Annotated in this window: 19 protein-coding genes; 14 read left to right on the forward strand and 5 right to left on the reverse strand. The window is 70.7% G+C overall.

Annotation, left to right across the window (positions count from 1 at the left end; all coding sequences use genetic code 11):
• Positions 1-5 precede the first annotated feature (5 nt).
• The 4 genes from fabI to C9E82_RS02450 are packed head-to-tail and all read left to right on the forward strand — an operon-like array spanning position 6 to position 2,876.
• Positions 6-833, forward strand: coding sequence for an enoyl-ACP reductase FabI (fabI, locus tag C9E82_RS02435; RefSeq protein ID WP_183154029.1), 828 nt, complete (start codon positions 6-8; stop codon positions 831-833).
• Between the two features lie 55 nt (positions 834-888).
• Positions 889-1,452 (forward strand): LysE family translocator, encoded by a 564-nt coding sequence (locus tag C9E82_RS02440; protein ID WP_240643400.1) that lies wholly within the window; start codon positions 889-891, stop codon positions 1,450-1,452.
• A 14-nt stretch (positions 1,453-1,466) separates the two neighbouring features.
• Positions 1,467-1,955 (forward strand): xanthine phosphoribosyltransferase, encoded by a 489-nt coding sequence (gene gpt / locus C9E82_RS02445; protein WP_119896541.1) that lies wholly within the window; start codon positions 1,467-1,469, stop codon positions 1,953-1,955.
• Between the two features lie 54 nt (positions 1,956-2,009).
• Positions 2,010-2,876: a PRC-barrel domain-containing protein gene (locus C9E82_RS02450; protein ID WP_147393028.1), complete on the forward strand. Its 867-nt coding sequence runs from the start codon at positions 2,010-2,012 to the stop codon at positions 2,874-2,876.
• A gap of 86 nt (positions 2,877-2,962) precedes the next feature.
• Here C9E82_RS02450 and trpE read toward each other — a convergent pair whose 3' ends face one another.
• The 4 genes from trpE to C9E82_RS02470 form a co-directional block, all read right to left on the reverse strand.
• Positions 2,963-4,468 carry an anthranilate synthase component I gene (gene trpE / locus C9E82_RS02455; protein WP_119896543.1) on the reverse strand — a complete coding sequence of 502 codons (1,506 nt, stop codon included), beginning with the start codon at positions 4,466-4,468 and terminating at the stop codon, positions 2,963-2,965.
• Positions 4,468-6,384, reverse strand: coding sequence for a peptidylprolyl isomerase (locus tag C9E82_RS02460; RefSeq protein WP_240643401.1), 1,917 nt, complete (start codon positions 6,382-6,384; stop codon positions 4,468-4,470). Before C9E82_RS02460 ends, trpE begins: the two co-directional genes overlap by 1 nt.
• Before the next feature lie 66 nt (positions 6,385-6,450).
• A complete protein-coding gene (locus tag C9E82_RS02465) occupies positions 6,451-7,626 on the reverse strand; it encodes an aminotransferase (RefSeq protein ID WP_119896544.1) in 1,176 nt (391 codons plus the stop codon).
• A 1-nt stretch (position 7,627) separates the two neighbouring features.
• Positions 7,628-8,575, reverse strand: coding sequence for a hypothetical protein (locus tag C9E82_RS02470; protein ID WP_122449183.1), 948 nt, complete (start codon positions 8,573-8,575; stop codon positions 7,628-7,630).
• A 105-nt stretch (positions 8,576-8,680) separates the two neighbouring features.
• Here C9E82_RS02470 and C9E82_RS02475 point away from each other — a divergent pair, with 105 nt between their 5' ends.
• The 7 genes from C9E82_RS02475 (at position 8,681) to lexA (ending at position 14,346) form a co-directional block, all read left to right on the forward strand.
• Positions 8,681-9,271, forward strand: a complete 591-nt coding sequence (locus C9E82_RS02475; protein ID WP_119901230.1) for an anthranilate synthase component II — start codon at positions 8,681-8,683, stop codon at positions 9,269-9,271.
• Positions 9,268-10,293, forward strand: coding sequence for an anthranilate phosphoribosyltransferase (gene trpD, locus C9E82_RS02480; RefSeq protein WP_119901231.1), 1,026 nt, complete (start codon positions 9,268-9,270; stop codon positions 10,291-10,293). The genes C9E82_RS02475 and trpD overlap by 4 nt, the downstream gene beginning before the upstream one ends.
• Positions 10,290-10,943 (forward strand): uracil-DNA glycosylase, encoded by a 654-nt coding sequence (locus C9E82_RS02485; RefSeq protein WP_122449184.1) that lies wholly within the window; start codon positions 10,290-10,292, stop codon positions 10,941-10,943. Before trpD ends, C9E82_RS02485 begins: the two co-directional genes overlap by 4 nt.
• A 128-nt stretch (positions 10,944-11,071) precedes the next feature.
• A complete protein-coding gene (gene trpC / locus C9E82_RS02490) occupies positions 11,072-11,872 on the forward strand; it encodes an indole-3-glycerol phosphate synthase TrpC (protein WP_119900893.1) in 801 nt (266 codons plus the stop codon).
• Positions 11,869-12,342 (forward strand): cyclic pyranopterin monophosphate synthase MoaC, encoded by a 474-nt coding sequence (moaC, locus tag C9E82_RS02495; protein WP_119900894.1) that lies wholly within the window; start codon positions 11,869-11,871, stop codon positions 12,340-12,342. Before trpC ends, moaC begins: the two co-directional genes overlap by 4 nt.
• Positions 12,339-13,523: a molybdopterin molybdotransferase MoeA gene (locus C9E82_RS02500; RefSeq protein ID WP_119900895.1), complete on the forward strand. Its 1,185-nt coding sequence runs from the start codon at positions 12,339-12,341 to the stop codon at positions 13,521-13,523. The genes moaC and C9E82_RS02500 overlap by 4 nt, the downstream gene beginning before the upstream one ends.
• 94 nt (positions 13,524-13,617) lie before the next feature.
• A complete protein-coding gene (lexA, locus tag C9E82_RS02505; protein ID WP_119900896.1) occupies positions 13,618-14,346 on the forward strand; it encodes a transcriptional repressor LexA in 729 nt (242 codons plus the stop codon).
• Positions 14,347-14,637: 291 nt separating this feature from the next.
• Here lexA and hemC read toward each other — a convergent pair whose 3' ends face one another.
• Positions 14,638-15,579 (reverse strand): hydroxymethylbilane synthase, encoded by a 942-nt coding sequence (gene hemC / locus C9E82_RS02510; protein WP_119900897.1) that lies wholly within the window; start codon positions 15,577-15,579, stop codon positions 14,638-14,640.
• 74 nt (positions 15,580-15,653) lie between these two features.
• Here hemC and hemE point away from each other — a divergent pair, with 74 nt between their 5' ends.
• From hemE to C9E82_RS02525, 3 genes are all read left to right on the forward strand, one after another.
• On the forward strand, positions 15,654-16,682 hold the full coding sequence (hemE, locus tag C9E82_RS02515) for a uroporphyrinogen decarboxylase (protein WP_119900898.1): 1,029 nt from the start codon (positions 15,654-15,656) through the stop codon (positions 16,680-16,682).
• The gene (locus C9E82_RS02520) at positions 16,679-17,551 is read left to right on the forward strand and encodes an EamA family transporter (RefSeq protein WP_119900899.1); all 873 of its coding nucleotides are present in this window, start codon (positions 16,679-16,681) and stop codon (positions 17,549-17,551) included. The genes hemE and C9E82_RS02520 overlap by 4 nt, the downstream gene beginning before the upstream one ends.
• 123 nt (positions 17,552-17,674) lie before the next feature.
• On the forward strand, positions 17,675-18,268 hold the full coding sequence (locus tag C9E82_RS02525; protein ID WP_205962240.1) for a DUF4956 domain-containing protein: 594 nt from the start codon (positions 17,675-17,677) through the stop codon (positions 18,266-18,268).
• Positions 18,269-18,275: the final 7 nt, after the last annotated feature.

Genomic DNA, 18,275 nt, shown 5'->3' on the forward strand with positions numbered 1-18,275 from the left:
GGCACATGTCAAGCGAGCAGATGTCCGGACTGATGGCTGGAAAACGCGGGCTCATCATGGGTCTTGCCAACGACAAATCCATTGCGTGGGGAATCGCGCGCGCACTGTCCGGCGCCGGGGCCGAGCTGGCCTTCTCCTATCAGGGCGAGGCGCTGAAGCGCCGGGTCGATCCGCTGGCCGCCCAGCTGGGGTCGACGCTGGTCCTGCCCTGCGACGTCGGCGACGAGGCATCGATCGAGGCGCTGTTCCAGTCGCTGCAGGCCGAATGGGGCGGCCTGGACTTCATCGTCCACGCCATCGGCTTCTCCGACAAGGAACAGCTGCGCGGCCGCTATGCGGAAACCACGCGCGACAATTTCCTGATGACCATGGACATCTCGGTCTATTCCTTCACCGCCGTCGCCCGCCGCGCGGCGGCGATGATGCAGGGGGGCGGCTCGATCCTGACGCTGACCTATTACGGCGCCGAACGGGTGATGCCGCATTACAACGTCATGGGCGTGGCCAAGGCGGCGCTGGAGGCCAGCGTGCGCTACCTGGCCGAGGATTTCGGCAAGGACGGCATCCGCGTCAACGCGATCAGCGCCGGGCCGATCAAGACGCTGGCCGCCAGCGGCATCGGCGATTTCCGCTATATCCTGAAATGGAACGAGCTGAACTCGCCCCTGCGCCGCAACGTCACCATCGAGGATGTCGGCAATTCCGCGCTGTATCTGCTGTCGCCGCTTGGCGCCGGCGTGACCGGCGAGACGCATCACGTCGATGCCGGCTATCACGTCGTCGGCATGAAGGCGGTGGACGCCCCCGACATCGAGACGGTGAAGAAGGACTGACCCGCTGCTGTCGGTCACGCTGGACCAGCTTGTCCTGTTCGTCGGCACGTTGGCCGTGGCGATCCTGTCGCCCGGCCCCGGCGTGATCGCCGTCAGCCAGAGCGCCTTCGCGCTGGGGCGCCGCCGCGCCCTGCCCTATGGCTGGGGGCTGGCGCTCGGCGCCTCGCTGTGGTGCCTGTTCGCGCTTCTGGGGCTGACGGTGCTGTTCCGCGTCCTGCCCTGGACCTTCACCGCCCTGCGCCTGGCCGGCGGGGCCTATCTGATCTGGATCGCCTGGCAGATGTGGCGGCACGCGGCCGATCCGCTGCCCGATCCGCTGGACGCGCGCATGGGGATGAGCTTTCCGGGCGGCATGGCGCTGAACCTGTCGAACCCGAAGCCGGCGCTGTTCTATTCGGCGGTGCTGCTGTCGATCTTCCCCTCGGTGCTGTCGGCGGGCGACAAGGCGGTGATTTACGCCACGGCACTTTCGGTCGAGCTGGCATTTTATACCGCGCTGGCGTCGCTGATGGCCTTGCCATGGTTGCGTCGTCGCTATTATGCGTCGAAATTCTGGATCGACCGGGGCGCGGCCGCGCTGATCGGCCTGCTGGGCCTGTCCCTGATCCTGCGGCTTTGAAGAAAGGAAGGACAATGATCGACCGCCTGCCCCACGAGAAGGGATTTCACGTCAGCTGGGACCAGCTTCACCGCGATGCGCGCGCCCTGGCATGGCGGCTGGACGGCACCGAATGGCGCGCCGTGGTGGCGGTGACGCGGGGCGGGCTGGTCCCGGCGATGATCGTCGCGCGCGAACTGGACATCCGCACCATCGACACGATCAGCATCAAGTCCTACCACAAGCAGGAACAGGGCGGGCTGAAGGTCCTGAAAAGCCCCGATCCGCAGCTGATGCGCGATGGCGAGGGCATCCTGGTCGTCGACGACCTGGTCGATTCCGGCCGCACGCTGGAACTGATCCGCGAGATGTTCCCCAAGGCCCATTTCGCCACCGTCTATGCCAAGCCCAAGGGCAAGCCGATGGTGCAGAGCTATGTCACCGAGGTCAGCCAGGACACCTGGATCTTCTTCCCCTGGGACATGGCGCTGCAATATGTCCAGCCCTATCGCGGCGAGGACTGAGCCCCGCCGCCAGGGTTTCGGACGGGCTTTCGGGCGGATGCAGATCACGGGGATGTGAACGCGCAGCGGCGATCGGCAGGAACCGCCGAAGGGGCCAGGCCATTGATCCTTCAACGAGACGGGCCATCGCGTCCGCTTCGCCTAATAAGGAGGATAGACATGCGCAAGCTTCTGTTGACCACCACGATTGCCCTTCCCTTTACCTTCGGCGCGGCGCTGGCCCAGGACACCGCCCCCGAGCCCACCGACGATCCCGCCGCCACGACCGAGCCGCTGGAAATGGAAACCGATCCGGCAACCGATCCCGCGGCCGACCCGGCTGCGGACCCTGCCGCTGATCCCGCCGCCGACCCGCTGGCCGACCCTGCGGCTGATCCGGCAGCGGACCCGGCCGCCGATCCGATGGCTGATCCGGCCACCGATCCGGCAGCGGACCCCGCGGCTGATCCGATGGCCGATCCCGCCGCGGACCCCCTTGCTGATCCGGCCGCCGAAGACGGCGCGGAAGACGCCGAGGCCGCCGCGCTGGAGGCCGCCGCCGGCGAGAAGGTCGCCCGCGAGCAGGCCGCCAACGAGTTGCGCCTGGAATGGATCACCGACGCGACGGTGACAGCGCCTGACGGCACCCGCATCGGCGGCATCACCGACCTGATCGTGGACGGCGAATCCGGCCAGATGATCGCCGCGACGATCGGCGTAGGCGGCTTCCTCGGCATCGGCGCCAAGCAGATCGCCGTTCCCTGGGAACAGCTGACCATCAACTACGACGCGCAGGAAATCACCAGCGACCTGACCAAGGAAGAGGCCGACGCGGCCCCGGAATATGTCTTCCGCGAGCGTGAGCCCGCGCCGGGCAGCGAAGCGCCCGCCGACGGCATGGGTGGCGCGGACCCGATGGCGGAACCGGCGCCGCTGGACTGATCCACTCAATCCACTCACCGGAACGCGAAAGCGGCCCCTCGGGGCCGCTTTCTCCTTGCGCGCTGGCCCGGCCGTTCGGCCTTTCTTCAACCGTTGCCGCGCACGAAGCGGGCCGCGCCTTCGGCGGCGCGCTGCAGCGCCCGGCTCTTGTTGACGGTTTCCTGGAACTCGGCCTCGGGGTCGCTGTCATAGACCACGCCGCCGCCGGCCTGGATATAGAGCGCGCCGTCCTTCACGACGCCGGTGCGCAGGGCGATGCACATGTCCATCTCGCCATTGGCGGCGAAATAGCCCACGCCGCCGGCATAGACGCCGCGCTTCTCGGGCTCCAGCTCGTCGATGATCTCCATCGCGCGGACCTTGGGCGCACCCGAGACGGTGCCCGCCGGCAGCCCGGCCAGCAGCGCCGACAGCGCGTCCTCGCCCTCGCGCAGCTCGCCCACCACGTTCGAGACGATATGCATGACGTGGCTGTAGCGCTCGATGGTGAATTGCTCGGTCGGGCGGACGGTGCCGGTCTTCGCCACCCGGCCGACATCGTTGCGGCCCAGATCCAGCAGCATCAGATGCTCGGCCAGCTCCTTCTGGTCGCCCAGCAGGTCGGCCTCCAGCGCGCGGTCCTCGGCCTCGTCCGCGCCGCGCGGGCGGGTGCCGGCGATGGGACGGACCGTCACCTCGCCGTCGCGCAGCCGGACCAGGATCTCGGGGCTGGCGCCGACGATCTGGAAGCCGCCCATGTTCAGGAAGAACATGAAGGGCGAGGGGTTGGTGCGGCGCAAGCTGCGATAGAGCGCGAAGGGCGGCAGCGGGAAATCCATCCGCCAGCGCTGCGAGGGCACGACCTGGAAGATGTCGCCCGCGCGGATGTATTCCTTGGCCTTCTCGACCGCCGCCAGGTAATCGGCCCTGGTGAAGTTCGAGACCGGCTCGCCGATCCGCGCATCCTGCCCCAGCGCGCGCGGCTCGGAGGGCTGGCGGTCCAGCGACCGCAGCGCGTCCATCACCCGCTCGGCGGCGCGGGCATAGGCGGCGCGGGCATTGTCGGTGCCGTCATGCCATGCCGGCGCGCACAGCGTCACCTCGCCCTTCACCCCGTCCAGCACGGCGACGACCGAGGGCCGCATCAGCATCGCGTCGGGCAGGTCCAGCGGGTCGGGATTGACATGCGGCAGATGTTCCACCAGCCGGATCATGTCATAGCCCAGATAGCCGAACAGCCCGGCCGCGACCGGCGGCACGCCGTCGGGCAGGCGGTCGATCCGGCTTTCGGCGATCAGCGCGCGCAGGCTGTCCAGCGCCGGGCGATCCTCGGGCGTGAACTCGTCGGAAAAGCGGGCCTGGCGGTTCAGCCGGGCCCGGCCGTCGCGGCAGTCCCAGATCAGGTCGGGCTTCATGCCGACGATCGAGTAGCGGCCGCGCACCTCGCCGCCGGTGACCGATTCCAGCATGAAGGACATCGGCGCGGCTTCGGCCAGTTTCAGCATCAGGCTGACCGGGGTGTCCAGGTCGGCGGCCAGCCGGATGGTGACCAGCTGGTTCAGGCCTTCGGCCCAGCCGGCCTCGAACGCGGCGAAATCGGGGGTCAGGTCCATCACTGAACCTGCGTGTTCACGGCATTGATGGCCGACTGGTTCATCTGCACCCCGGCACGCAGCTGGATGGCGCGGTTGTAATAGTCGAACAGGTCGGCCTGCAGGGTTTCGTCCAGCCGCCGGCCGACGGACTCGGCGACCTGCTGGCCGGTATCCTGCGACAGATCCGCGTCATGGACCGCATCCAGCCGCACCAGGAAGACCCGGTCCGAGGCATCGGCGACCTCGACCTCGCCCGGCGCCGGGATGGCGAAGGCGCGGGCCAGCACCTCGGGCGGCAGGTTCTCGATCCAGCCGTCGCGGGTCAGCCCGGTTTCCTGCCTCCATTCGTCTTCGGCGGCGGGATCGGCCGGCTCGCCGGTCACGCTCTGGGCGGCGATGGCGGCTTCGGCCGGGACTTCGGGCGGCAGCGCGACACTCGCCTGCAGCCGCTCTTCCTCGGCCATGGTCAGCAGCATGCGATGGGTCTCGGCCTGCCGCCAATCCGCCAGCACCTCCTCGCGGACCTCGGCGAAGGGCTTCAGCGTCGGCGGCACGATCTCGTCCAGGCGCAGGGCGAAGATCCCGCCATCGTCCAGCCGCTCGATATGCGGAAAGTCATTGGCGCCGACCGCCGCGGCGCGTTCGCGGAAGGTTTCATAGCCGGCGATGCTGCCCTCTTGCGGCTCCTGCTCGGCGGTCCATTCGATCTGGCCCAGTTCCAGCGGCGTCGTCTCGGCCACCGCCTCCAGCGTCTCGCCCGCCGCCAGCATCTCCTCGAACTCGTCCGAGCGGGTCTCGATCACGCGGGCGGCGCGGTCGATGGCGGCCTCCTGGCGCAGCGACTCGCGGGCCTGCTCGAAGGGGATATCCACCGGGTCGAGGATCGCGTTCATCTGATAGAGCGCCGGGCCAAGGTTGGTCTGGACCGGGCCGACCACGCCGGGCTGGTCCAGCGCGAAGACGGCATCGCCCGCGACCCCCAGCTGCTCCCTGGTCATCTCGCCCAGATAGACGTCGTCGATCTCCAGCCCGCGCTGCAGCACCAGCGCCTCGAAGGGGATCTCGCCCGCGTCGATATCGGCGCGGCCCTGCTCGGCCGCCTCCTGCGAGGGCATGATCAGGCGGCTGACCATGCGGCGCTCGGGCTGCTGGTATTCGGCGATGTTCTGGTCATAGACCGCGCGCAGCGCCTCCTCGTCCAGCTCGACCTCGGGGGCCAGCATTTCCGGCGTCACCCAGAGATAGGTCAGCTTGCGGATCTCGGGGGCGGTGAAGCGGTCGGCATTGGCCTTGTGCCAGGCCTCCAGCGTCGCCTCGTCGGGATCGGCCACCGGCTCGGGCAGCGCCTCGGCGGTCAGTTCGCGCCAGGACAAATCGCGCGTCTCCAGCAGCCATTTCGCGGTCTGGTCCACCATCGCCTGCGGCGTCCTGACCCCGCCCGTCACGGCCCGCTGCAGCAGCAGCCGCGCCTCGTCCACGCGCACCTCGGCCTCGAACTGCGCCTCGGTCAGGCCCTGGCGGCGCAGCACCTCGGAATAGGCGGCGCGGTCGAAGCGGCCGCTGGGGGCGCGGAAGGCGGGCGCGTCCGCGATCGACTGGACCACGCGCTCGTCGCCGACCGAGATGCCGATGATCCGCGCCTGTTCCTCCAGCGCGGCGGCGGTGACCAGCTGCGCCAGGATCGCGTTCGGGATGCCCATCTGCTGGGCCTGGGTCATGCCGATATGCTGGCCGGCCTGCTGCGACATCGCCTGCAGCTGGTTGCGCAATCCGCGCGAATAGTCGTCGGCGGTCAGCCGGGTCTCGCCCACATGCCCGATCGCGGTCGAGCCGCCCGAGAAGCTGGTCACGCCAAAGCCGCCAAGCCCCAGCACCATCAGGCCCGTCAGGATCCAGACGATGGTCGATTTGCCCTTGGTGCGCAGTTTCTTCATGGCGCGGCCTTTCTCGTGGTCGTGTCGCCTGCGTCTTTAGGACGCCAGCCGTCGCGCCACAAGTGTTCAGGCCCGCAGCCCCGCCAGCCGCCGCGCCAGTTCCGCGATGCCGTCGCGGTCGACATTGGCGAAGGCCAGCCGCAGGTGGCGCGCGCCGGACGGATCACCCGCCGGCGTGAACATCGTGCCGGGCAGCGCCAGGATCCCGGCCTCGCGCAGCATTTTCGGGGCCAGTTCCACTGACGACAGCCGGAACGGGTGGCCGACCCAGGCGAAATAGGCGCCCGCGCTGCGCAGCTGCCAGCCTGGCAGGCCGGCCAGCGCGGCCTCGGTGGCGGCGCGGCGGGCCAGGATCTCGGCCCTTTCGCCGGCCAGCCAGTCACGCAGATGTGTCATCCCCCACAGCGCCCCGATCTGCCCCAGCTGCGAGGTCGAGATCGCCACGCTATCCAGGAATTTCTCGATCTGCGCCATGCGCGCGACGGATGCGGTCAGCGCGCCCACCCGGTGCCCGGTCAGCCGGTAGGCCTTGGAGAAGGAATAGAGCTGGATCAGCGTCTCGTCCCAGCCGGGCCGGGCCAGCAGGTCATGGGGCGGGCCGCTGCGGCTGTCGAAGTCGCGATAGGTCTCGTCGATGATCAGCGCGATGCCGTGGCGCTGCGCCAGCTCGAAGAAGGCGCCGACCAGATCGCCCGGATACTCCGCGCCCGAGGGATTGTTCGGCGTGACCAGCACGATGGCGCGGGTGGTGGGGCCGATCAGCCCGGCGGCCCGGTCGGGATCGGGCAGCATGTCCGCGCCGCAGGGCAGCGGCACGGCGCGGATCCCGGCCATGTCCAGCCACATCTTGTGATTGAAATACCAGGGCGTCGGCAGGATCACCTCGTCGCCCGCGCCCGCCAGCGTGGTGACGGCTGCGCAGAAGGCCTGGTTGCAGCCCTGGGTGATCGCCACCTGATCAGACGCGATCCTGCCGCGATAGCCCGCGCCGAATTCCGCGGCGACGGCGGCGCGCAGCTCGGGATTGCCCAGCACCGGCCCATAGAGATGCGCCTCGGGCCGATTCAGCGCGGCATCGGCGATCGCGGCGCGCAGGGGTTCGGGCGGCGGATCGACCGGGGCGGCCTGGCTGACGTTCAGAAGCGGGCGGTCGGGCGGGAAGACGACGCCTTCCAGCCAGCGCCGCGCCTCCATGACCGGGGGCGCGAAGGTGGCGGCGATGGCGGGATTGATCCAGGCCATGTCAGTCGCGCCCCAGCCCGCGAAGATCGGACAGATCCGGCGGCAGCGACAGGTCCGGCGCCGGCGCGGGCATGGCCGGGGCGCGGCTGGCAGGCTGGCTGGGCGCGGCGTGCGGTTCCGGGGGGGCGGGTTCCGGCGGGGTTTCGCGGACCGGCTCGGGCTCCTCGCCCGCCTCCGGCACGGGCGCCGGGTCCGGTTCGGCCACAGGCTCGGGCTCGGGCTCGGGCTGGACCGGCGCCGGCGTTTCGGCGACGGGCGGGGCGTCCTCCGCGGCAGGCATCTCGCCGGCGGACTCATCCTCGGGGACCGCTTCCTCCGCGGGCTCGGCCGCGACGGCATCGGCGGGCGGGCTGTCAGCGGGCAGGTCGTCGGGATCGCTGAGCCCGGCAAAGCCCGGCCGCTCCGGCAATTCCGGCAGGCCGAGCGTGGCGGGACGGTCGAATTCCGCGGAGTCGACGGTATCGGGGGCAATGGGCCGGACATGGCCCGAATCGTCCGCGGCCGTTTCCGGGCGCCCCTCATCGGCGGTCACGGCAACGGGGGCGGGCTCGGCCGCGGGGGCGCTGACGGCCGGCGCCTCGGCCTGCCCCATGCGGTCGGGGGAAGGGGACAGCGGCTCGGGCAAGAGCGGCGCCACGTCGCCGCCGCGCGCGAATTCCGACCCGACCGGCAGATCGACCGAGGGCGCCTCGGGCCGGTCCGGGTCGGCGGGGCGGGAAGGTTCGGGGGCGGCCGGTTCATCGGCATCCCCGGTCGGGGCCACGCTTTCGGGCGCGGGTTCGGGCGCAGCCTCTGGCGCCGCTTCCTGCGCCGCCGAGGGCGCCGGCGCTTCGCCTTCCGCGTCCGGCACGGTCGTCCGGGGCACCGGCAGCAGAACCGCCAGAATTGCCAGCGCGGCCACGCTCAGCGCCCCGCCATGTGCCAAACCCGTCCAGAATCCGCGTGCCATCTGCCCGTCACCTCATGGCCGGGCTTGACCCCCCGGCGCGCTTTGGCCCATCTATAGCCGACCCGTTTCCGGGGGGAAACCGTCCTCCAAGCCCAAGGCGCGCCGATGATCCTTCTGATCGACAATTACGACAGCTTCACCTGGAACCTGGTCCATTACCTGGGCGAGGCCGGGGCCGAGGTCGAGGTGATCCGCAACGACGCCATCACCGTCGAAGAGGCGCTGGCGAAGCGCCCCGACGGAATCGTGATCTCGCCCGGCCCCTGCGATCCGGCGCAGGCCGGGATCTGCCTGGCGCTGATCCGCGCGGCGGCCGAACGCGGCATCCCGATCTTCGGCGTCTGCCTGGGCCACCAGGCCATCGGCGAGGCCTTCGGCGGCCGCATCGTGCGCGCCAACCGCATCCTGCACGGCAAGGTCGACCGGATCAGCCATGACGGCAGCGGCGTCTTCGCCGGCCTGCCCTCGCCCTTGAACGCCACCCGCTATCACTCGCTGACGGTCGAGCCGGAAAGCCTGCCCAACTGCCTGCGCGTCACCGCGACCTCGGACGACGGCACGATCATGGGGCTGATCCACGCGGAGCTGCCCGTCGAGGGCGTGCAGTTCCACCCCGAATCCATCGCCTCGGAACACGGGCACGAGATGATCCGCACCTTCCTGGCCCGCTGCACCGGCCAGGAGGCAGCCGCATGAGCCCCACCGACATCCGCCCGCTGATCGGCATCGCCGCCAGCCGCCCGCTGACCGGGACCGAGGCCGAGGCCGCCTTCTCGGCGCTGTTCGACGGCGCAGCGACCCCGGCCCAGATCGGCGGCATCCTGATGGCGCTGCGGGTCCGCGGCGAGACCGTGGACGAGATCGCCGCCGCCGCCCGCGCCATGCGCCACCGGATGAACCGCATCCACGCCCCGGCGGGCGCCATCGACATCGTCGGCACCGGCGGCGACGGCAAGGGCACGCTGAACATCTCGACCGCGACGGCCTTCGTGGTGGCGGGGGCGGGCGTGCCGGTGGCCAAGCACGGCAACCGCAACCTCAGCTCGAAATCGGGGGCGGCGGATGCGCTGACCCAGATGGGCATCAACGTGATGGGCGGCCCCGCCGTCGCGCAGCAGGCGATCAGCCGCGCCGGCATCTGCTTCATGATGGCGCCGATGCACCACCCGGCCATGCGCCATGTCGGCCCGCCCCGCGCGGAGCTGGGCACGCGCACGGTCTTCAACCTGCTGGGCCCGCTGACCAACCCGGCCTCGGTCCGCCGGCAGCTGACCGGCGCCTTCAGCAGCGAATGGATCCGCCCCATGGCCGAGGTCCTGCGCGACCTGGGCAGCGACGCGGCCTGGCTGGTCCATGGCAGCGACGGCACCGATGAGATCAGCATCGCCGGCGAAACCCATGTCGCGGCGCTGGCCGACGGCCGCATCGCCGAATTCACCGTCACGCCCGAGGATGCCGGCCTGCCCCGCCACCCCTTCGAGGCGATCATCGGCGGCGATCCCGCCCATAACGCCGCCGCCTTCCGCGCGCTGCTGGCGGGCGAGCCCGGCGCCTATCGCGACGCGGTGCTGCTGAACGCGGCCGCCGCGCTGATCATCGCCGGCAAGGCCCCGGACCTGCGCGACGGCGCCGCCATCGCCGCCGAATCGATCGACAGCGGCGCGGCCAGGGCCAAGCTCGCCGAGCTGGCCGAGGTCACCGGCCCGCCCGAGCCGTGACCCCGCCCCCTCCCCGCCCGCCCGCTGCCTGGGCGCATCTGCCCTTCTTCTCGCGCGACTGGCCGGCGATCCGCGACCGGCTGGCGGGCGCGGGCGACTGGCTGCCCGGCCCGGCGCGCCTCTTCGCCGCGCTAAAGGCCACCCCCCCCGAACAGGTCCGCGCCGTGATCCTGGGCCAGGACCCCTATCCCACGCCCGGCCATGCCAACGGCCTGGCCTTCTCGGTCGCCCCCGAGGTGGCCCTGCCCCGCTCGCTCAGAAACATCTTCACCGAGCTTCGCGACGATCTCGGCGCCGCCCCCGCGACGGGCGACCTGTCGCATTGGGCGCAGCAGGGCGTGCTCCTGCTGAACACCTCGCTCTCGGTCGACCCCGGCGCGGCGGGCGCCCATGCCCGCTGGGGCTGGGACAGACTGGCCCGCCAGGCCGTGACCGAGGCGCAAAAACACGGCCCCCTGGCCTTCATCCTCTGGGGCGGCCATGCGCAGAAGGCCCTGGCCGGCCTGCCGCGCCCGCAGGACCTGGTCATCGCCACGGCCCATCCCTCGCCGCTCTCCGCCCGGCGCGGCTTCTTCGGCTCGCGCCCCTTCAGCCGCGTCAACGACTGGCTGGCCGCCCAGGGCCGCCCGCCCATCGACTGGACCGCCTGACCCTTTCATCTTGGCCCAAATATCCCGGGGGAGTCGCCGGAACGGCGACGGGGGCAGCGCCCCCTCTCTCGCATCCCCGTCCCTTGCCACCCCTTCCCACAAGGCCCGCACGGCGCTAGAAGCAACCCATGGACATTCTCGACAAGATCAAGGCCTACAAGCTGGAAGAGATCGCGGCCGCCCGGCGCGCCCGCCCCCTTTCGGGCATCGAGGTCGAGGCCCGCACCGCCGCGCCGCCGCGCGGTTTCGCCGCCGCGCTCAGCGCCCGCGCCGCGACCGGCCCGGCGCTGATCGCCGAAATCAAGAAGGCCAGCCCCTCCAAGGGCCTGATCCGCGCCGATTTCGACCCGCCCGCCCTGGCCCGCGCCTATCAGGCCGGCGGCGCCGCCTGCCTCTCGGTGCTGACCGACGCCCCCAGCTTCCAGGGCGCGCCCGAATTCCTGACCGCCGCCCGCGCCGCCTGCGACCTGCCGGCGCTGCGCAAGGATTTCCTCTACGACCCCTATCAGGTCGCCGAGGCCCGTGCCTGGGGCGCCGACTGCATCCTGATCATCATGGCCAGCCTGGACGACACCCTGGCCGCCGAGCTCGAGGACGCCGCCTTCCACTGGGGCATGGACGCGCTGATCGAGGTCCATGACGCCCATGAGCTGGACCGCGCCCTGCGCCTGAAATCGCCGCTGATCGGCATCAACAACCGCAACCTGAAGACCTTCGAGCTGTCCCTGGACGTGACCCGCGACCTGGCCCCGCGCATTCCCGCGGATCGCGACGTGGTCTGCGAAAGCGGGCTGTTCACGCCCGCCGACCTCGGCGCGATGATGCAGGTCGGCGCCCGGCGCTTCCTGATCGGCGAAAGCCTGATGCGGCAGGAGGACGTGGCCGCCGCCACCCGCCAGATCCTGGACGTTCCGGCGGCCGCGGCATGAGCCTGACGCATTTCGACAAGGCCGGCCAGGCGCATATGGTCGACGTCTCGGCCAAGCAGGAAACCGCGCGCGAGGCCGTGGCGACCGGCTGCGTCATCATGTCGCCCGCCACGCTGGCCCTGGCGCAGGGCGGCGCGGCCAAGGGCGACGTGCTGGGCGTCGCGCGCCTGGCCGGGATCATGGGCGCCAAGCGGACCGCCGACCTGATCCCGCTCTGCCATCCGCTGCCGATCGCCAAGGTGGCGCTGGACCTGGTGGCCGACCCCGCCCTGCCCGGCATCCGCGTCACCGCCACCGTGCGCACCACCGGCCGCACCGGGGTCGAGATGGAGGCGCTGACCGCCGTCTCGACCGCCTGCCTGACAATCTACGACATGCTGAAGGCGGCGGAAAAGGCAATGCGCATCGAGGACATCCGCCTGCTGCGCAAAAGCGGCGGAAAATCCGGCGATTACGAGGTCGCGCCATGATCCCGGTCGAGGAGGCCCTGGCCCGCGTGCTGGCGCTGGCCGCGCCGCCGCGTCCTGAAACGGTCGCGCTGGAACAGGCCGCCGGCCGCGTCCTGGCCGCCCCGGCCGAGGCGCGGCTGACCCAGCCGCCCTTCGATTCGGCGGCGATGGACGGCTATGCGCTGCGCCGCGCCGATGCGGGCTGTGCCCTGCGCGTGATCGGCGAATCCGCCGCCGGGCATCCCTGGACCGGCACGCCCCGGCCCGGCACCGCCATCCGCATCTTCACCGGCGCGCCCGTTCCCGCGGGCTATGACTGCGTGGCGATGCAGGAAAACGTGACCCGCGAGGGCGATCTGATCCGCATCCACACGCCCTCGGCCAATGACAATATCCGCCCCCGCGGCGGCGATTTCGCCCTGGGCGACAGCGTCGCGCCCGGCCGCCTGCTGAACGCCGCCGATATCGGCCTGCTGGCGGCGATGAACCTGCCCGAACTCACCGTCGCCGCCCGCCCCCGCGTCGCCGTTCTGGCCAGCGGGGACGAGCTTCTCCGTCCGGGTGAAACGCCCGCCGAGGGCCAGATCATCAGCTCGAACGACCTGGCCATCGCGGCGCTGGCGCGCGAGGCGGGGGCCGAGGCGCGGATCCTGCCCATCGCCCGCGATACCGAGGCCAGCCTGCGCGACAGCTTCGCCCGCGCGGCGGATGCGGACCTGATCGTGACCATCGGCGGCGCCTCGGTCGGCGATCACGACCTGGTCGGCAAGGTCGCCGGCGATCTGGGCATGGAACGGGCCTTCTACAAGCTGGCCATGCGCCCCGGCAAGCCGCTGATGGCCGGGAAGATCGGCAATGCCGCGATGCTTGGACTGCCCGGAAACCCCGTTTCGGCAATCGTTTGCGGGATCTTGTTCATGCAACCTCTGATCCGTCGGATGCAGGGGCTCGAAGCCGGGCACACGCCGCTGCGGGCACGCCTTGCCCGTCCGCTGCCGCCCGAGGGCGATCGCCAGCACTACCTGCGCGCAAGGCTGCAACCGGGTCCGGACCTGCCGCTGATCGACCCGTTCGAGGATCAGGATTCCGCCCGCCTGTCGCTTCTGGCCCGGGCCGATGCGCTGCTGGTCCGGCCGGCCGGCGATCCCGCGCGCGATGCCGGCCAGATCGTCGACTACCTGCCGCTGACCCGCGCGCATTAACCGTTTCTTCACTGCGATCGGTGCAATTTGTTGACGTGATTCGGGCGATGCGCTAGAACATTCACGGAACACTCGCAGTGTAAGGGCCGGGCAGATGCTGACCAGGAAGCAGATCCAGTTGCTGGAATTCATTCAGAAACGGATGGCGCGCGACGGCGTGCCGCCGTCCTTCGACGAAATGAAGGACGCGCTGGACCTGCGCTCGAAATCGGGGATCCACCGCTTGGTGACGGCGCTGGAGGAACGCGGCTTCATCCGCCGCCTGCCGCATCGCGCCCGCGCGCTGGAAATCCTGCGCCTGCCCGATGCGCTGGCCGATACGCGGCTCGATGCGCTGCCTGGCGGGGCCGGGGAAAAGCCCGGCGGCTTCACCCCCCGCGTGATCTCGAACGACCGCCCCGCGCGGCCGCGCGGGGCGCTGCCGATCATGGACAGCCCGGCGGTCGAACTGCCGGTCATGGGCCGCATCGCCGCCGGCGTGCCGATCGAGGCGATCTCGGAAGTGTCGCATCACATCGCCGTGCCCGGCACCATGCTGGCCGGGCGCGAACATCACTACGCGCTGGAGGTGAAGGGCGATTCGATGATCGAGGCCGGGATCAACGACGGCGACATCGTGGTCATCCGGGAACAGGACGCGGCGGAAAACGGCGATATCGTCGTGGCGCTGGTCGAAGGCCACGAGGCGACGCTGAAACGCTATCGCCGCAAGGGGGCGATGATCGCGCTGGAAGCGGCGAACCCCGCCTATGAAACCCGCATCCTGCCCGAGGACGCGGTGCGCGTTCAGGGGCGTCTGGTCGGGCTGATCCGCAGCTATTGAGCATCCATCGCGGCTTGCGCCCCGCTTGGCCGCAGGTTCCGGCCAGGCGCGATGATCGGCTGCGATCCTGACCGTGCAGGGGCGCCATGCGGAGCACATCATGCAAGGTTCCGCGTTGCGCCAATCCCCGAAGCGCGGCCCCGGAAACACGGCACGAAGCGCCGCACGGGGACGAAACGAGATCGAAATATTGCCCCGGAGGATCGAAGCGCAGCCTCGGCAGCAGGTTTTCCGCAACCGCCCGCGATGGCGACCGGCCGGATCAGTCTCGACCGCCCGCCAAGGCGGCGCTCAGTGGCCCGCCAGAAAACCCGGCCCGGCCTTGGCCAGCAATTCCTCGGCCAGGTCGCGTCCCATGGCGGGACCGTCACCGAACGCCCCCTCGCGCCGGCCGCTAATGGCCTGCGACCCATCGGGACGCAGGATCTCGCCGCGCAGGATCAGCCGGTCGCCCGCCAGTTCCGCCAGCCCCGCGATCGGCGTCTGGCAGGACCCGTCCAGCCGCGCGAGGAAGGCGCGCTCGGCCTCGATGCGCAGCGCGGTCGGGCCGTCGCCGATCGCGGCCAGCAGCCCGGCCACCGCATCGTCATCCGCGCGCCGCTCCACCCCGATCGCGCCCTGGGCGACGGCGGGCAGCATCTCGTCGGGGGAAATCCCGCTGCGGGCGATCCCGGCCATGTCCAGCCGCCGCAACCCCGCCATCGCCAGGAAGGTCGCCACCGCCACGCCGTCCCGAAGCTTCTTCAGCCGGGTCTGCACATTGCCGCGAAACTCCACCAGCTGCAGGTCGGGCCGCCGGTGCAGCAGCTGCGCGCGCCGCCGCAGGCTGGAAGAGCCGACCACCGCCCCCTGCGGCAGATCCGCGATCGAGCCGTATTCCAGGCTGACGAAAGCGTCGCGCACATCCTCGCGCGGCAGCAGGCAGTCCAGCACCAGCCCCTCGGGCTGGATCGTCGGCATGTCCTTCATCGAATGCACGGCGATGTCGATGCCGCCGTCCAGCAGCGCCTCCTCGATCTCGCGCGTGAACAGCCCCTTGCCGCCGACCTCCTTCAGCGGGCGGTCCAGGATCCGGTCGCCGCTGGTCTTGATGACGACGATCTCGAAAGCCGCCGCCGGCAGGCCATGGGCGGCCATCAGCCGGTCGCGGGTCTCATGGGCCTGGGCCAGCGCCAGCGGCGATCCGCGGGTGCCGATCCGAAGGGGGGCGGTCTGGTCGAAACTGCTGCTCATGGCCCCCGCTTAGCGCCCGGCGCCGCGCTTGACAACGCCCGCCCTTCCGCCATGAAGGGCGCGAAGGAGATGCCATGACCAAACTTCTGCTGCGCGCATTGGCCGGCGAGACCCTGCCCACCCCGCCGATCTGGATGATGCGCCAGGCCGGGCGCTACCTGCCGGAATATCGCGCGACGCGGGCGCAGGCGGGTGATTTCCTGTCGCTGTGCTACAATTCCGAACTGGCGGCCGAGGTGACGCTGCAGCCGATCCGCCGCTTCGGCTTCGACGCCGCGATCCTGTTTGCCGACATCCTGCTGGTGCCGCAGGCGCTGGGGGCAAGGCTGTGGTTCGCCGAGGGCGAGGGGCCGCGCCTCTCAACCATTACCCGCGCCGAGGACCTGGCCGCGCTGCGCCCCGCCGATGCGATCCACGGCCGGCTGGCGCCCATCTACGAGACGCTGCGGATCCTGACCCGCGAATTGCCGCGCGACACCGCGCTGATCGGCTTTGCCGGCGCGCCCTGGACCGTCGCCACCTACATGATCGCCGGGCGCGGCACGCCGGACCAGGGCCCGGCCCATGCGCTGAAACAGGCCGACCGCGCGGCGTTCACCGCCCTGATCGACCGCATCACCGAGGCGACGATCCTCTATCTTTCCGCGCAGATCGAGGCCGGGGCCGAGGTCGTCAAGCTGTTCGACAGCTGGGCCGGCTCGCTGAAGGGGCGGGATTTCGACGATTTCGCCATCGCCCCCGCCCGCCGCATCATCCAGGCGCTGAAGGCCCGCCATCCCGGCATCCCGGTCATCGCCTTCCCGCGCGAGGCGGGCGAACGCTATGTCGGCTTTGCCCGCGCCACCGGCGCCGATTGCGTGGCGCTGGACAATTCGGTCGCGGCGGAATGGGCGGCGCGGCATGTGCAGCCCGACGGCTGCGTGCAGGGCAACCTGGACCCGCGGCATATGGTCACGGGCGGCCCGGAACTGCTGGCCGAGGCGCAGCGCATCACCCGTGCCCTGCGCGGCGGGCCGCATGTCTTCAACCTGGGCCACGGCATCACCCCGGACGCCGATCCCGACAATGTCGCGGCCATGATCGAGGCCGTGCGCAGCGCATGATCTGGGTCGCGGCCACGCTGATCGCCGCCGCCGCCCAGACCCTGCGCAACGCCGCGCAATCGGGCCTGACCGGCCGGATCGGGACGATCGGCGCGACCGCGGTCCGCTTCGTCTTCGGCCTGCCCTTCGCGGCGCTGGCCCTTGCGCTTGCCGCGCCCTATCTCGAGCTGCCCCGCCCCGGCGGCGCCACGCTCGGCTATGCCGCATTGGGCGCGGGGGCGCAGATCGCCGCCACCGCCTTCATGCTGATCACCATGCGCGGCCAGGGCTTCGGCGTCGCCACCGCGCTGATGAAGACCGAGCCGGTTACGCTGGCCGTGATCGGCGCGCTGCTGCTGGCCGAGCCGCTTGGCCCGGCGCGGATGGGCGCCATCGTGCTGGCGACCGCGGGGGTGCTGGTCGCCTCGGGCGCGCGCTGGTCGCGGGCGGCGCTGCGGCCGATCGCCACCGGGGTGACGGCGGGCGCGCTGTTCGGCCTGTCGGCCATCGGCTTTCGCGGCGCGATCCTGGCGCTGCCCGAGGGCGGCTTCTTCATCCGCGCGCTGCTGGTCCTGGTGCTGACGCTTGGCCTGCAGGCGCTGGCGATGGTCCTGTGGATGGCGGTGGCTGACCGCGCCGGGCTGCGCGGGATGCTGTCGCTGTGGCGCAACTCGCTGGCCGCGGGGGCGCTGGGGGCCTTCGCCTCGCTGTTCTGGTTCATCGGCTTCGCGCTGACGCCCGCCGCCAATGTCCGCACGCTGGCGCTGATCGAGGTGCCGCTGGCGCAGATCCTGTCCGGCAGGGTCTTCCGGCAGAGCGTGCGGCCCGGCCAGGTCGCCGGCATGGCGATGATCGTGGTCGGCGTCGCCTGGCTGCTGACCACCGCCTGAGTGCAGGGCGCCGGCGCCTTTCCCCCGCCGATGGAATTATGACGGGACGGTCACGTTCTCATGTCAGCTGCGCGTCAGTTTCGTGACGCCGCCATTGACCCGAAAACGAAAACGAGGTTCGTGATGACCGTCCTGAACTCCCTGCTTGCCATCCTGCCGCCGCTGGAAACCAGCCTGCGTTTCGGCCTGAACCTGCTGGCCATGCTGCTTCTGGTCTTCGGCCTCTATTACCGCCGCTATCGCGACAAGGAGCTGGTCACGGCGGCGGCCATGTTCAACGTCTTCGCCTTCGGGGTGCTGTCGATCCTGTCCTCGGTCGAGTTCGGGATCGGCGCGGGCTTCGGCCTGTTCGCGATCCTGGCGCTGTTCACGCTGCGGTCCGAGCAGATCTCGAAGACCGAGATCACCTATTTCTTCGGCTCGGTCTCGATCGCGGTGATCTGCGCCATTCCCGGCACCGGCCTGGCCTTCGTCGCCGGCGTGGTCACGCTGGTGCTGGTGATGGCCTGGGTGATCGACCATCCGCGGCTGCTGAAATCGGCCGACGGGGTGCGGCTGCACCTGGACAAGATCGACACCCATGCGCTGTCCGACCCCGCGCAGATGCGCCGCGAACTGTCGCGCCGCCTGGGGGTGGACGTGATGTCCTATCGCATCACCGAGCTGGACTACATCACCGACCGCGCCTCGATCGCGGTCTTCTTCCGCCGCGCCTGACCGGAGG

Origin of the sequence: Paracoccus sigandri, from assembly GCF_003709565.1 — a bacterium.
In the GTDB taxonomy this organism is placed as follows: domain Bacteria; phylum Pseudomonadota; class Alphaproteobacteria; order Rhodobacterales; family Rhodobacteraceae; genus Paracoccus; species Paracoccus siganidrum.

Excerpts from the sequence above, each read along its gene's own strand:
- fabI (WP_183154029.1), top strand. The coding sequence starts at position 6 with ATGTCAAGCGAGCAGATGTCCGGACTGATGGCTGGAAAACGCGGGCTC.
- gpt (WP_119896541.1), top strand. The coding sequence starts at position 1,467 with ATGATCGACCGCCTGCCCCACGAGAAGGGATTTCACGTCAGCTGGGAC.
- trpE (WP_119896543.1), bottom strand. The coding sequence starts at position 4,468 with ATGGACCTGACCCCCGATTTCGCCGCGTTCGAGGCCGGCTGGGCCGAA.
- C9E82_RS02460 (WP_240643401.1), bottom strand. The coding sequence starts at position 6,384 with ATGAAGAAACTGCGCACCAAGGGCAAATCGACCATCGTCTGGATCCTG.
- C9E82_RS02465 (WP_119896544.1), bottom strand. The coding sequence starts at position 7,626 with ATGGCCTGGATCAATCCCGCCATCGCCGCCACCTTCGCGCCCCCGGTC.
- C9E82_RS02470 (WP_122449183.1), bottom strand. The coding sequence starts at position 8,575 with ATGGCACGCGGATTCTGGACGGGTTTGGCACATGGCGGGGCGCTGAGC.
- C9E82_RS02475 (WP_119901230.1), top strand. The coding sequence starts at position 8,681 with ATGATCCTTCTGATCGACAATTACGACAGCTTCACCTGGAACCTGGTC.
- trpD (WP_119901231.1), top strand. The coding sequence starts at position 9,268 with ATGAGCCCCACCGACATCCGCCCGCTGATCGGCATCGCCGCCAGCCGC.
- trpC (WP_119900893.1), top strand. The coding sequence starts at position 11,072 with ATGGACATTCTCGACAAGATCAAGGCCTACAAGCTGGAAGAGATCGCG.
- moaC (WP_119900894.1), top strand. The coding sequence starts at position 11,869 with ATGAGCCTGACGCATTTCGACAAGGCCGGCCAGGCGCATATGGTCGAC.
- C9E82_RS02500 (WP_119900895.1), top strand. The coding sequence starts at position 12,339 with ATGATCCCGGTCGAGGAGGCCCTGGCCCGCGTGCTGGCGCTGGCCGCG.
- lexA (WP_119900896.1), top strand. The coding sequence starts at position 13,618 with ATGCTGACCAGGAAGCAGATCCAGTTGCTGGAATTCATTCAGAAACGG.
- hemC (WP_119900897.1), bottom strand. The coding sequence starts at position 15,579 with ATGAGCAGCAGTTTCGACCAGACCGCCCCCCTTCGGATCGGCACCCGC.
- hemE (WP_119900898.1), top strand. The coding sequence starts at position 15,654 with ATGACCAAACTTCTGCTGCGCGCATTGGCCGGCGAGACCCTGCCCACC.
- C9E82_RS02520 (WP_119900899.1), top strand. The coding sequence starts at position 16,679 with ATGATCTGGGTCGCGGCCACGCTGATCGCCGCCGCCGCCCAGACCCTG.
- C9E82_RS02525 (WP_205962240.1), top strand. The coding sequence starts at position 17,675 with ATGACCGTCCTGAACTCCCTGCTTGCCATCCTGCCGCCGCTGGAAACC.